Raw genomic sequence first — 13,555 nt, forward strand, 5'->3', positions numbered from 1 at the left:
TGCACTTACTTTCAAGTGTTTAATTAATTGATTAAGTTTAAAGCTTGTTATTTAAGCCTAGTTATCTAACCCCTTTTTATTTGAGAAACAGCACTGTCATTGAATAAAAAACAATAATTGACTAATCTTTCACGTTATAAAAATGAGGTAATGATGGATAACCGTTTACCGTCTACAAAGGAGATGCTGGCATTTATTGTTACTGCTGAACATTTAAAGTTTACTGTCGCAGCACAAACTTTAAATTTAACCCAGGGAGCGGTCAGTCGTCAGATTATTTCACTTGAGAAAAAATTAAATATTCCTCTGTTTCATCGCCATGCACGTGGTTTGAGTTTAACTGATAAGGGCAGAGATTTTTTGCCGCTGGTTAAGCAAGTGATTAATCAGATGAAAAGCGCAGTCGAAAAAGTTTCTGATATTAAACCTAACATTAGGTTGAAAGTGCCTAGTTGCATTACCACATGGTTATTACCCAAAATAATGGCATTTCAGCAGGCATTCCCAGATATTGCCGTAGAACTAACGTCATCCATTAAACATGATATAAATTTTGACTTTGAGTCATTTGATGCTGCTATTTGCTATTGCACTGTTATTAAAGATAAAAACTTAAGTAGTCAGTTGCTATTTGAAGAATATTTAACACCGGTGTGTTCTCCTTCTTTATTAACTAAGGCACAAACACAGCTTAGTATCGAAGAGATGGGGCAATTACCATGGTTACATGCAACACCACAGCAAAGCGATTGGATTTTATGGTTGAATGAAGCTGGTTGTGCATCATTCACCACCAAACATCATCAAAATTTTGCAACGTTGGATTTGGCGGTCGGTGCTGCTATTCAGGGGTTTGGGATCAGTATTGGGGATGTGACGTTAGCTGCTTCTGATCTTGAAGCAGGAAGACTTTGTCAGCCTCATTCATTGCAGGTTAAATCTGGAAAAGGCTATTATTTCGTTTTTCCAAAGGTCACCAATAACCTTACATTACAGAACTTAATCAATTGGTTAGAGAATTAATAGTTTTGTTTTTTTAGCGTTAATCGAATAAAAATACAATGCATAAAAAATCCGAGAGCAGTAATTGCTCTCGGATTTTATGTGATCTATTTACTCAACAAGCTCGTTCGCTTAATAAGCTGCTTATTTTTAAAGCTACTTACTCTGAAACTAATAAAGCGTTAAGTTAATCGTTAGATTCTTCACGTGGCGTGCGCTCATTTGCTTCACGTACTTTCAATGAACGTTCTTGGAACTCTTGTTCATTTAATTCTTGAATTGCATTGGCGGCATCACTTTCTGGCATTTCAACAAAACCAAAACCACGGCGTTTGCCTGTATGTTTGTCCTTCATGAGACGCACTGAAATAACTTTACCGTGTTCTGAAAATAGCGTGCGGATCGCCATTTCATTTGCACGGTAAGGTAAATTACCAACATAAAGCGTAGTGGTTGCAAAATCACCTTCTGCATCGCTGGTTGTTGAAGCCGCTACTGAGCTTGTACTTTTTGATGCAGTGCTTGTACTTGAATTTGCAAATTGAATTAAGAATCCACTAATGACAGCACCTGCAGCAAATAAAACGGCACCACCTAGTGTGATTGGAAGTAAAGTGATCGCAGCTGCACCAATAACGGCAACTGCAACAGAAAGCAACACTGGAGTGTTTGATTTCATAATTTAATAACCTCAAAAAAATAATAAAAGAAAAATAACTAGAAACGTAAGTGTTTATTCAAAAACATTGTTTGAATTCATCACATAGTGCTTTAGAGAATGGTGGCTGTATCCTTGCCATTGTCAATCCATTAAAAGCTAAGCTATTGTATGTCAAAAAAACGATTTAGCGTTAATAGATTGGCAAATCCACTTTGATCTTGTTGATGAAAAGTTAAAAATGTGAAGCAAGCCTCGCTGCTTGTGTATGAAATATAATCGTTGGGCGCTGTTTTTTTATACTGCGTTTTGTTTGAATTGCAAAAGTTAAACTTTCAAACGGATAAAATAATAGGATGTTAAATATTGACTTCAAATGATAAAGACTGAAGTGTTTAAAGATGGAGATTAAAACAGAAATTAGCTAGAATGCACCGCAATTAAGCTGCGCAAATTAGGCGTGCTATCAACAGATATTAAAAATAAGCATTAAAGCCGCTTAATAACTGCAAAAAAGCAGTGTTAAGTAATGCCAATGGTATCAAATATACGATTTTAATTTTACGTTAATAATAACTTAGTTTGATGTGGAAATTGCTGGAAATTGCTGGAAATTGCTGTAAATGGTTGTTCCCTTTACGAAACTGGCAATTAAAAACAAGCTATTTTAACAAGTAGAATAGATCTCTTAATGATTACGATTGGTATAAGCTGCGATAAAGTGGTTCTCAATTTTGAAGAACTTGTATCGCAATGCACAATGTCGTCACTAACAAGGTATTTAAAGTATTCATGAAAAATATTCGTAACTTTTCAATCATTGCCCATATCGACCATGGTAAATCCACATTGTCAGACCGTTTAATCAGTACTTGTGGTGGTTTAACCGAACGTGAAATGGCGGCACAAGTAACCGATTCTATGGATATTGAGCGCGAACGTGGTATTACCATTAAAGCGCAAAGTGTGACTTTGGATTATAAAGCTAAAGATGGTGAAACGTACCAACTTAACTTCATCGATACGCCTGGGCACGTAGATTTCTCTTACGAAGTATCACGTTCTTTAGCGGCTTGTGAAGGCGCGTTATTGGTGGTTGATGCTGGGCAAGGCGTAGAAGCACAAACTTTAGCAAACTGTTACACCGCATTAGAAATGAACTTAGAAGTGGTACCTATTTTAAATAAAATCGATTTACCGGCTGCTGAACCAGATCGTGTTGCTGAAGAAATTGAAGATATCGTCGGTATTGATGCAACCGATGCGGTACGTTGTTCTGCTAAAACAGGGTTAGGTATTGATTTAGTACTAGAAGAGATTGTTAGAATGATTCCACCACCAGAAGGTGAGATGGATGGACCATTACAAGCATTAATCATCGATTCATGGTTTGATAACTACCAAGGCGTAGTGTCCTTAGTACGTATCAAGCATGGTAAAATTAAAGTCGGCGATAGAATGAAAGTAATGACCACGGGTCAAGTTCATCTTGTTACTAAAGTGGGATATTTTACACCGAAACAAAAAGAAACAGGTATCTTGAAAGCAGGTGAAGTGGGTTACGTCATCTCTGGTATCAAAGATATTTTAGGTGCGCCAGTGGGCGATACATTAACCTTAGCTGATAATCCAGCGCCTAAACCATTGCCTGGTTTTAAACGTGTTCAGCCACAAGTTTACGCGGGTTTATTCCCTGTAAGCTCAGATGATTATGAAAACTTCCGTGATGCATTGGGTAAATTAAGCATTAATGATGCTTCATTATTATATGAGCCAGAAAACTCGTCTGCACTAGGCTTTGGTTTCCGTTGTGGTTTCTTAGGTTTATTACACATGGAGATCATTCAAGAGCGTTTAGAGCGTGAATACGACATTGATTTGATCACAACGGCTCCAACTGTAATTTATGAGGTTGAAACCAATAATGGTGAAGTTCAATATGTTGATAGTCCAGCTAAATTGCCTCCGACTAATAATATTAAAGAAATTCGTGAGCCAATCGCTGAATGTAACATTTTAGTACCACAAGCTTACTTAGGTAATGTTATTACCTTATGTATCGGTAAACGTGGTGTGCAAACAAAAATGACTTACCACGGTAATCAAGTCGCGTTAACTTACGAGATCCCAATGGGTGAAGTAGTAATGGACTTCTTTGATAGATTGAAATCGACTAGCCGTGGTTATGCATCATTAGAATATAATTTTGTTCGTTTCCAATTAGCTGAAATGGTACGTGTTGATGTGATGATCAATGGCGATCGTGTTGATGCATTAGCATTAATTACACATCGTGATAATGCAGAAGCTTACGGACGTGAATTAGTCGAGAAAATGAAAGAGCTCATTCCTCGTCAAATGTTTAATATTGCAATACAAGCAGCGATTGGCAGTAAAATTATTGCTCGTTCAACGGTTAAACAGTTGACCAAAAATGTATTAGCAAAATGTTACGGTGGTGATATTAGCCGTAAGAAAAAATTGCTGAAAAAACAGAAAGAGGGTAAAAAACGCATGAAGTCTGTGGGTAATGTTGATGTGCCACAGGAAGCCTTCTTAGCTGTATTGCATATAGGTAAAGATAAGTAGTCTTCAATTGCTAACCCCTTGTTAAGTAAAGGGCGATAGTAATTAATAAAAGCTAATGCGCTGGTTTATTAACCCGCGCATTTTGTATTTTAAACGAGTCATATTAGTTAAAAATATTAATTAATATGATTTATAAAATTAATAGGAAAAAAAATGGCAAATTCATTTGCATTGATATTAGTGGTTTTAACGCTCTTAACGGGCGCAGCCTGGGTATTTGATAAAATAAAGTGGGCGAAAAAACGTAAACAGGCTTATGCCGATTTTCAAGCTCAATCTGAAATAGAATTAGATGATAAAACCTTAGCTAAAATGTACCCAGAAAATCCAATTATTGAGAATGCACGTAGTTTATTTCCAGTGATTGCAACGGTATTTATTTTACGTTCATTTATTTATGAACCGTTTCAAATTCCATCGGGTTCGATGATGCCAACACTGTTGGTGGGGGATTTTATTCTCGTTGAGAAATTCTCATATGGTATTAAAGAGCCTGTTTGGCAAAATACACTTATACCAACGGGGCATCCAGAACGTGGTGATGTTGCTGTGTTTAAATACCCTGAAGATCAACGCGTTGATTTTATTAAACGTGTGGTGGGGTTGCCCGGTGATCGTATTGTTTATAAAGATAAACAACTGTACATCATTGCTGCCTGCGAAGAAGCCAAGTGTGGTGATTATAAAAAGTTAGATATGGAATTCTTAGGCGAGCAAAACTTCAAACATGAAGCAAATACTGTCAAAGTGTATTCAGAAGTATTAGGTGACGTGAAACATCAGTTATTAATCAATCCATTACGTGGTGAACCCGTGCAAGCTTATTTCCAACAAAAAGATGTCACCACTTATGCTTATGAGTGGGTGGTACCGGAAAGTAATTATTTCGTGATGGGTGATAACCGTGATAACAGCCGTGATAGCCGTTTTTGGGGATTTGTCCCTGAGCGCAATTTAGTCGGTAAAGCCGTTGCTAAATGGATCAGCTTTGAGTTTGACCGTGGGGCGGATAGTTTCTTACCAAATTGGGTACCAAGTAATGTACGTTTTGAACGTATAGGTAGTATAAAATGAAGATCAAAGAACAAGAATTAAAACGTTTAGAGAAGCGCATTGGATATGAGTTTTCAGATTTTTCATTATTAAAACAAGCACTAACTCATCGAAGTGCCTTGGGTTTACATAATGAACGATTAGAATTTTTAGGAGATTCAATTTTAAGTTTTGCTATCTCGACTGATTTATATAAACGTTTTCCTAAAGTAGATGAAGGTGATTTAAGTCGTATGCGTGCCACCTTAGTTTGTGGAAAAATGTTGTCAGAAGTGGGACGTGAATTTGTATTAAGTGACTGCTTAATTTTAGGTCCTGGTGAACTGAAAAGTGGTGGATTCCGTCGAGACTCAATTATTGCTGACGGTGTGGAAGCAATTATCGGTGCGATTTTTTTAGATTCTGATATCGATACTGCAAACAAGCTGGTATTAAGCTGGTTTGAAAGCCGCCTTAATACAATCCAACCGGGGATTAGTCAGAAAGATCCTAAAACTCGCCTACAAGAACACTTACAATCGCGTAAACAAGCATTGCCACTTTATGAAGTGTTAGATGTAAAAGGTGAAGCGCACAACCAACAATTTACCATGAGTTGTCAAATTGAAGGCATGAAGCAAGTGCAAGGTAAAGGCACTAGTCGTCGTAAAGCGGAACAAGTTGCCGCGAAAAACATGTTAACTGCATTATTAGGTGAGCAATAATGTTACTACTCAATACTATTTATTTACCTGTACTTTTAACTTTAACTTTCATCTATTTAGGAGCTAAATAATGACACAAAAATGTGGCTTAGTCGCAATCGTCGGGCGCCCTAATGTAGGGAAATCAACGCTTATTAATGCATTACTTGGACAAAAAGTAAGTATTACTTCGCGTAAGGCACAAACTACGCGTCACCGTATTCTAGGTATCGATACCGATGGTGATTACCAAACTGTTTTTGTTGATACGCCTGGATTACATATTGAAGAGAAGCGCGCCATTAACCGTTTAATGAACCGTGCAGCATCAAGTTCTATCAATGATGTTGAAATGATTGTGTTTGTGGTTGAAGGTACGCATTGGAATGCCGATGATGAAATGGTATTAAAAAAATTCCAGTATTTAAAATGCCCGGTTATTTTAGCGGTTAATAAAATTGATAATGTAGAAGATAAAGAGTTATTACTGCCGCATTTACAGAAAATCGGTAAGCTTTATGATTTTGCTCATATTTTACCTATGTCAGCCAAATCCGGTGATAACGTTGAAAAAATTCGTGAATGGGCAAAAGCGGTATTACCCGAGTCTGAGTTTTATTTCCCAGAAGATTATATCACTGACCGTTCATCTCGATTCATGGCATCAGAAATTGTACGTGAAAAATTGATGCGCTTCTTAGGTGATGAATTACCTTATTCTGTGACCGTAGAAATTGAACAATTTAAACAAAAAGCCAATGGTCTTTTACATATTAATGCACTTATTTTAGTTGAGCGTGATGGCCAAAAACGTATGGTGATCGGTAATAAAGGCGAAAAACTAAAAGCGATTGGGAAACAAGCGCGACTAGATATGGAAGAGTTATTTGACTCAAAAGTATTCTTAGAAATCTGGGTTAAAGTTAAATCGGGTTGGGCAGATGATGACAGAGCGTTACGTTCGCTTGGTTATGGTGACGATTACAACGGTTAATACAGCGGCGTAATTTATGTCCATAGAATGCCATAATGCATTTATATTACACCGACGTCCCTATGGAGAAACAAGTCAAATTGTTGATTTGTTTTGCCAAGATGTCGGTAAAGTTAGCCTTGTTTTTAAAGGCGGTCGTAGTAGTACTCGTATGAAACGCGGTATGGCACAACCGTTCACCCTACTGCTCGCTAGTTACTTTGGCCGTAGTAGTTTGAAAACAGTTAAGTCATTAGAGGCGCAAACACAGGTGGTGCCTTTACAGGGGCAACGTTTGTATATCGCGATGTATATGAATGAACTGTTATATCGGCTATTACAAGCTGAGACTGCTTGTGATGGTTTATTTGAGTGCTACCAACGTACTCTGATCAGTGTCGCTAGAGATGATGATCCGCAAAAAGCTCTACGCTTATTTGAATTAACATTATTAGAAACGCTCGGTTATGGTGTTAATTTTGATCACGATGTATACAGTGATGAAGTGATTGAAGCAGGCTTTCAATATCAATATAAACAACAGCTTGGCTTTTTTGCTAAACAGGCTATTTGCAATCCTCAACAGGTTTACGATGGTGCAGATATAATTAACTTATCACAGCGTAAGCTTGATAATGAAGCTACATTAAAGATGGCTAAGCGCTTTTGTCGACAGGCGCTTGCTAACTTATTAGGTGATAAACCATTACATAGCCGTGCTTTATTTGCGGCCAAATAAATATAATAAAGGAAAGAGCATGAGCAAAATATTATTAGGTGTGAATATCGACCATGTTGCAACACTTCGTAATGCACGTGGTACATGTTATCCAGAACCTGCACATTTAGCGGCGGTAGCTGAAACCTCTGGTGCTGATGGTATTACTATTCATATTCGTGAAGATCGCCGTCATATTAACGACCGTGATGTTGCTGTGCTGGCACAAACATTACAAACACGTATGAATTTAGAAATGGCTGTAACCGATGAAATGGTTGAGATTGCCTTAAAAACTAAACCTACTTTTGTTTGTTTAGTCCCTGAAAAGCGTGAAGAATTGACGACGGAAGGTGGCTTAGATGTTGTCGGTAATTACGATAAAATAGCAGCTGCAGTGAAGCGTTTAAACGCAGCTAATATTCAAGTGAGTTTATTCATTGACCCTGAAGCTGCGCAAATAGATGCAGCGGTAAAAATGAAGGCTGCTTATGTTGAATTACACACAGGTAAATACGCTGATGCCGAAACGGAAGATATTCAAGAAGCTGAATTAGCACGTGTTGCTAAGGCCGCAACTTATGGACATCAAGCGGGTATTAAAGTGAATGCGGGACATGGTTTGAATTATCATAACGTTAAGCCTATAGCTGCTTTACCTGAAATTATCGAACTGAACATTGGCCATGCGATTGTGGCACGTGCGTTAATTGATGGTTTCTCGGTTGCCGTTAGTGAAATGAAACGTTTAATGATTGAAGGCCGAAATCATAGTCTATAAATGACAGCCAATAAATCAACAATTGAATATAAGCATGAGTCATTCACAAAGATGAGTGCTTATTAATCTGCTTTTATGCGCCAGTTGGCAAGCTAGAACACATCCCTTATTTTATCCCCTTTACAGAGGTGTCACGTGAGTTCAGATCTTTATATTGAGCAATTACGCGCACAGTTTCCTATTTTAGATCAGCAAGTTAATAAGCATCAGCTGGTTTATCTTGATAATGCCGCCACCACGCAAAAACCACAATCTGTGATTGATGCTATTTGTGATTATTATCAAACCAGTAATGCAAATGTGCATCGTGCCAGTCATGCGCTGAGTAACCAAGCAACGGCATGCTTTGAACAGAGCCGTAGTAAGGTGCAGCAATTTATTAATGCATCTCGTTCAGAAGAAATTATTTGGACTAAAGGTACTACAGAAGGCATTAATTTATTAGCAAACATATTTGCTCAGCAACTGCAGGCAGGTGATGAAATTATTATTAGTGCTCTTGAGCACCATGCTAATATTGTCCCTTGGCAAATGCTTGCGAAACAAACGGGCGCTATTATTAAGGTTATTCCGTTGACGCAGGAGCATTGTTTAGATGTCGAAGCATTTAAAGCATTACTAACGGCAAGCACTAAACTTGTCTCTATTGCACATGTATCAAATGTTTTAGGCGTTATTAATCCAATTAAAAAAATAATCGATTTAGCCCATCAGAAGGGCGCTAAAGTCATTATTGATGGTGCCCAAGCAGTTGCACACCTTGAGGTTGACGTACAAGCCTTGGATTGTGATTTTTACTTATTTTCCGGACATAAGCTATTTGGCCCAACTGGCATTGGTGTAATGTATGGAAAATATGATTTATTACAACAACTTCCTCCTTGGCAAGGGGGAGGGGAGATGATTGAGACGGTTAGCTTTGAACAGACAACTTATAATCGACTGCCTTTTAAGTTTGAAGCTGGTACGCCGAATATTGCTGGTGTGATTGGTTTAGGTGCTGCTATTGATTTTGTAAATAGCTTAGAGAAAAGTATTCTTGAACAACATGAACAAAGGTTATTAGCTTATACCGAGATAGCTTTAAAAGAGATACAAGATGTTGTTGTATTTGCTCAAGATTTAAATAAATCTGGTGCCATTAGCTTTATTGTTAAAGGCGAACACAGCACTGATATTGCGATGTTATTAGATGCGCAGGGGATTGCCGTTAGAAGTGGTTCACACTGCGCTATGCCATTGATGTCGGTACTAGAGTACAGCGGCACTATTCGAGTGTCATTTTCAGTCTATAATACGCTAGACGAAGCGAAAGTGTTTATTAAGGCACTACAAAGCGTCATTCAAATGTTGCAGGAATAAATAAAGCTTGATCAAAGGGCCATTAGATAAAAGTATTAAAGGTCCATTAAATTAAAAGTTTCATTAAATTAAAAATCCCACTATTCTTCTCTGCTTTTATTAGCGCGAAGGTTAATGGGATTTTTTGTTTATTATGATGCTTTATTCTTGTAATGAGCGCTAACTGCTAACTATTGCAGTTAGCGCATTAATTACTCTACAGCTTGTGTTGGCGTTAACTTAAACGCTTTGTTGATCTCTTTTTTATCACCTAATAAACGTGATGTGATGGTGCCTGCTGTCATTGAACCACTGACATTCAAGGCAGTACGAGCCATATCGATTAAAGGTTCAATTGAAATAAGTAAGGCTGCTATTGTGACCGGTAAGCCCATTGCTGGTAACACTATCAAGGCTGCAAAGGTCGCACCGCCACCAACGCCTGCAATACCAAATGAACTGATTGCAATAATCGCTACCAATGAAAGAATGAAGTTAAATTCCATTGGGTTAATACCCATGGTTGGAGCAACCATAACAGCAAGCATCGCAGGGTAGATACCAGCACAACCATTTTGACCAATGGTTGCACCAAAGGTCGCCGATAAGTTTGCAATCGCAGGCGGCACATTTAGTTTGGTAATCTGTGCTTCAACATTCAATGGAATGGTCGCAGCAGAACTACGTGATGTAAAAGCAAATGTTAGTACAGGCCAAATACGTTTAAAGTATTGTGTTGGACTTACACCAACTAACGAAACTAATAATCCATGCACGATAAACATTAAGAAAATCGCGATATAAGAAGCAACAATAAATCCGAGCAGACTTAAAATATCACCTAAGCTCGATGTTGCGACAACTTTTGTCATTAATGCCGCTATACCGTAAGGTGTTAGCGCAATAATCATTTTAACAAGGCGCATAACAATTGATTGAGCCGCTTCAATAAAAGTGCGGATCGGCGATTCAAGCTCTTTCTTTTCAATCATCACTCGACGTGCTGCGATACCGACTAAAATACCAAAAATAACCACCGCAATAATCGAGGTTGAGCGTGCGCCTGTTAAATCTGCAAACGGGTTAGTAGGGATAAAACTGACTAGCATTTGCGGAATAGTGAGGTCGGCTACACTGCCTAGACGAGTCTCAAGCACACTAATGCGAGCTGTCTCACGAACACCTTCAGAAAGGCCCGCAGCAGAAAGGCCAAAAATTTGCGTGACCGCAATACCAATCAGCGCTGCAATCATGGTCGTAAATAATAAAACGCCAATGGTTAATGCACTAATTTTACCTAATGATCCCGAATTTTCGAGCTTCACTACTGCTGCAATCATGGATACTAAGACTAATGGCATAATCACCATTTTTAATAGGCCAACGTAACCACTGCCTACTACATTTACCCATGCTAATGTTTCACTGATGATAGGGTTTCCTTCACCATAAAACATGTGAATAATAAGACCAAAGGCACTACCAAAAACTAAACCGAGTAATACCTGTCGAGACAAGGTAGTCGCTTTTGTTTGTTGTTGAAACAGGAACAAAAGGATGAAAACAAATATTGCAAGATTAGCGATAACTGCAATTGACATGGGATTTCCTTAATAATGATAAATATGAGTGAAATGAACAGCTTTTGACGTTATTTGTACTTTGAAACTGTGAACTAGATGATAGTAAGTTGAGATTTTAATTACCTAATCGCAAAATGACAAAGCCAGTTAAAGCATGATATATATGATTTAGTTATAACAGGTTTTTACTGTCATTATCGAAGCTAAAGTTAAGTAAAAACTTAACGCATATTTACTCCCACAACGCTATTTATTTCTACAGCACTATTTATTTCCAAAACAGTATTTTCAAACAACCTAGCTTAGTGTTTATTCTTTTGATTAGGGCCGCAGAGGCGTATCCCTAAAAAATATTTTCTAAATAATAGATCCAATCATTATGGATGTATTGATCCACAATGATTGGATCTATTATCTCTTTTTCTTAAACTCACTTATCTCTAAGATGACTGTCATCGCTAACACTCTTTATTATTAATTTATATTTGGAAAAATCATGGCTCATCAAATTATTACAGATCTTAACAATCGTTACACAGCTAAAATGTATGATGCAACTAAACGTATTTCAGCAGAGGATATGGAAATAATCAAAGAAGCAATGCGCTTATCAGCTTCTTCTATTAACTCACAACCTTGGAAATTTATCGTGATTGAAAGTGATCAAGCGAAACAACGTTTACATGATACTTTTGCTAATAAATTTCAATTTAATCAACATCATGCAAAAGAAGCTTCACATACTATTTTGTTTGCTCACAATCCAAACTATACTAAAGCTGATTACCAAAAAGTGCTCGATGTCGAAGTGTCTTCAGGCCATTTGCCTGCTGAAATGGAAGAAAACATGATGAAGGGCGGTTTTGGTTTTGTTGATTTAAATACAGACGAAGCAGGCTTTAATGGTCATTGGTCAAAAGCACAAACATATATCGCTTTTGGTAATGCATTACATACACTTACTCGTTTAGGCATAGACTCGACACCAATGGAAGGGGTAGATCCTGAGTTAATCGGTGAAGTATTTAAAGAGGAACTAGATGGTTATGTATGTCACGTTGCTCTAGCAATGGGGTATCATTTAGGTGACAAAGATTATAACCACGGTCTTCCAAAAGCTCGCCTGCCTATGGATGATGTATTTACGGTTTTATAATCTTCAATTCCTAGAGCACTAAATCCATAGAGTGCTAAATCTATAGAGTACTAAATCAATATTTGTTGAAAGGTAATATGTAGAAAAATAAGCTAGTTGTTTAACTAGCTTATTTATGAATTTATTTATTCTTGAAATCAAGTGATAAAGTAATAATAGTTGAGTGCTGTCAGGCATATAACACCTGCGATTAGCTGCAAGTAATAACTTAAAAAACCTGCAACCTAATCATTAATGGCGTTTTGAAATCAAGGTAAATTTGTAATCGGTGGTTTTGAAAAAGTTAATGCTATATTCAAATACCGTATTATCTTGTAAAAAGCTGCGTGTTCGTTTTTCAATAATAGGTTGATTGGGGTCAATACCCAATAACGTCGCAATGTCTCTTGATGGCAATATCGGTATGATCTCTTGTTCACTGCGATCAATCACTAGTCCTTTCTGTTTTTCGATATATTCATATTTGGACTTGCGCATTACTTCGTAGGTTAAATCTGGAAAAAGCGCTAGTGGCATCCAAGTTTCTTCTACAGTGATCGGATTATTTTCGATATAACGTACGCGTTTGACATAATAAACACGGTCTTGCTCTGTGATATTAAGATTATCTGCCAGAGCTAAGCTAGGTTTCATTACTTCAAAAGTAAGTACATCGCTGTGAGTGGCTAAATTTAAATGCGCCCATTTTTCATCAAAACTAGATTGTTGGTAGATATCATAATTAACTTTTTTTTCTTTAACGTAAGTCCCGCTACCTTGCACACTCTCAAGCTCACCATTTTCAATCAAGAGCTTTAAAGCTTGTCTAACAGTGACTCGACTAGCTGCAAATTCTTCAACTAATTCAGCTTCAGTGGGTAACGCTTCTCCTACTTTACACTCCCCTGTATCTATTTTGGTACGTATAATATCGGCTATTTGACGATATCTTGGTAGTTTAGCCATGTGATCCTCTTAGTAGGTATGAATCAATTTATTAATATTTACAGAGTACTGATAAATAGCTTTTAATACAAAT

Annotated in this window: 12 protein-coding genes; 9 read left to right on the forward strand and 3 right to left on the reverse strand. The window is 37.4% G+C overall.

The window, feature by feature from the left end:
• Positions 1–153 precede the first annotated feature (153 nt).
• Positions 154–1,023: a LysR substrate-binding domain-containing protein gene (locus tag H5084_RS02920; RefSeq protein WP_028868671.1), complete on the forward strand. Its 870-nt coding sequence runs from the start codon at positions 154–156 to the stop codon at positions 1,021–1,023.
• 166 nt (positions 1,024–1,189) lie between these two features.
• Here the strand turns inward: H5084_RS02920 and H5084_RS02925 are convergent, their stop codons facing one another.
• Positions 1,190–1,681 carry an RNA-binding protein gene (locus H5084_RS02925; RefSeq protein WP_028868672.1) on the reverse strand — a complete coding sequence of 164 codons (492 nt, stop codon included), beginning with the start codon at positions 1,679–1,681 and terminating at the stop codon, positions 1,190–1,192.
• Positions 1,682–2,452: 771 nt separating this feature from the next.
• Here H5084_RS02925 and lepA point away from each other — a divergent pair.
• The 7 genes from lepA to H5084_RS02960 all read left to right on the forward strand — a co-directional run bounded on the left by lepA (position 2,453) and on the right by H5084_RS02960 (position 9,819).
• Positions 2,453–4,249 carry a translation elongation factor 4 gene (lepA, locus tag H5084_RS02930; RefSeq protein WP_028868673.1) on the forward strand — a complete coding sequence of 599 codons (1,797 nt, stop codon included), beginning with the start codon at positions 2,453–2,455 and terminating at the stop codon, positions 4,247–4,249.
• A gap of 153 nt (positions 4,250–4,402) precedes the next feature.
• Complete coding sequence (gene lepB / locus H5084_RS02935; protein ID WP_182689481.1) at positions 4,403–5,323, forward strand: signal peptidase I; 921 nt, start codon at positions 4,403–4,405, stop codon at positions 5,321–5,323.
• The gene (gene rnc, locus H5084_RS02940) at positions 5,320–6,006 is read left to right on the forward strand and encodes a ribonuclease III (protein ID WP_028868675.1); all 687 of its coding nucleotides are present in this window, start codon (positions 5,320–5,322) and stop codon (positions 6,004–6,006) included. Before lepB ends, rnc begins: the two co-directional genes overlap by 4 nt.
• A 70-nt stretch (positions 6,007–6,076) precedes the next feature.
• Complete coding sequence (gene era, locus H5084_RS02945; protein ID WP_028868676.1) at positions 6,077–6,979, forward strand: GTPase Era; 903 nt, start codon at positions 6,077–6,079, stop codon at positions 6,977–6,979.
• A gap of 16 nt (positions 6,980–6,995) precedes the next feature.
• Positions 6,996–7,697 (forward strand): DNA repair protein RecO, encoded by a 702-nt coding sequence (gene recO / locus H5084_RS02950; RefSeq protein ID WP_028868677.1) that lies wholly within the window; start codon positions 6,996–6,998, stop codon positions 7,695–7,697.
• A gap of 19 nt (positions 7,698–7,716) precedes the next feature.
• Complete coding sequence (gene pdxJ / locus H5084_RS02955) at positions 7,717–8,457, forward strand: pyridoxine 5'-phosphate synthase (RefSeq protein WP_028868678.1); 741 nt, start codon at positions 7,717–7,719, stop codon at positions 8,455–8,457.
• A 135-nt stretch (positions 8,458–8,592) separates the two neighbouring features.
• The gene (locus H5084_RS02960; RefSeq protein ID WP_182689482.1) at positions 8,593–9,819 is read left to right on the forward strand and encodes an aminotransferase class V-fold PLP-dependent enzyme; all 1,227 of its coding nucleotides are present in this window, start codon (positions 8,593–8,595) and stop codon (positions 9,817–9,819) included.
• A 191-nt stretch (positions 9,820–10,010) separates the two neighbouring features.
• On the opposite strand, the gene H5084_RS02965 is transcribed toward H5084_RS02960, so the two are convergent.
• Positions 10,011–11,399, reverse strand: a complete 1,389-nt coding sequence (locus H5084_RS02965) for an L-cystine transporter (protein WP_166371640.1) — start codon at positions 11,397–11,399, stop codon at positions 10,011–10,013.
• 478 nt (positions 11,400–11,877) lie between these two features.
• On the opposite strand from H5084_RS02965, the gene H5084_RS02970 reads away from it, so the two are divergent.
• Positions 11,878–12,537, forward strand: coding sequence for an NAD(P)H-dependent oxidoreductase (locus H5084_RS02970; RefSeq protein WP_028867285.1), 660 nt, complete (start codon positions 11,878–11,880; stop codon positions 12,535–12,537).
• A 231-nt stretch (positions 12,538–12,768) separates the two neighbouring features.
• On the opposite strand, the gene H5084_RS02975 is transcribed toward H5084_RS02970, so the two are convergent.
• Positions 12,769–13,482 (reverse strand): GntR family transcriptional regulator, encoded by a 714-nt coding sequence (locus H5084_RS02975; RefSeq protein WP_028867286.1) that lies wholly within the window; start codon positions 13,480–13,482, stop codon positions 12,769–12,771.
• Positions 13,483–13,555 lie beyond the last annotated feature (73 nt).

Origin of the sequence: Psychromonas sp. SR45-3 (genome assembly GCF_014163575.1) — a bacterium.
Lineage (GTDB): Bacteria > Pseudomonadota > Gammaproteobacteria > Enterobacterales > Psychromonadaceae > Psychromonas > Psychromonas arctica.

Bases quoted from the DNA above. Each gene is read 5' to 3' on its own strand.
- era (WP_028868676.1), top strand. From the start codon at position 6,077: ATGACACAAAAATGTGGCTTAGTCGCAATCGTCGGGCGCCCTAATGTA.
- H5084_RS02920 (WP_028868671.1), top strand. From the start codon at position 154: ATGGATAACCGTTTACCGTCTACAAAGGAGATGCTGGCATTTATTGTT.
- H5084_RS02925 (WP_028868672.1), bottom strand. From the start codon at position 1,681: ATGAAATCAAACACTCCAGTGTTGCTTTCTGTTGCAGTTGCCGTTATT.
- H5084_RS02965 (WP_166371640.1), bottom strand. From the start codon at position 11,399: ATGTCAATTGCAGTTATCGCTAATCTTGCAATATTTGTTTTCATCCTT.
- pdxJ (WP_028868678.1), top strand. From the start codon at position 7,717: ATGAGCAAAATATTATTAGGTGTGAATATCGACCATGTTGCAACACTT.
- recO (WP_028868677.1), top strand. From the start codon at position 6,996: ATGTCCATAGAATGCCATAATGCATTTATATTACACCGACGTCCCTAT.
- lepA (WP_028868673.1), top strand. From the start codon at position 2,453: ATGAAAAATATTCGTAACTTTTCAATCATTGCCCATATCGACCATGGT.
- H5084_RS02975 (WP_028867286.1), bottom strand. From the start codon at position 13,482: ATGGCTAAACTACCAAGATATCGTCAAATAGCCGATATTATACGTACC.
- H5084_RS02970 (WP_028867285.1), top strand. From the start codon at position 11,878: ATGGCTCATCAAATTATTACAGATCTTAACAATCGTTACACAGCTAAA.
- lepB (WP_182689481.1), top strand. From the start codon at position 4,403: ATGGCAAATTCATTTGCATTGATATTAGTGGTTTTAACGCTCTTAACG.
- rnc (WP_028868675.1), top strand. From the start codon at position 5,320: ATGAAGATCAAAGAACAAGAATTAAAACGTTTAGAGAAGCGCATTGGA.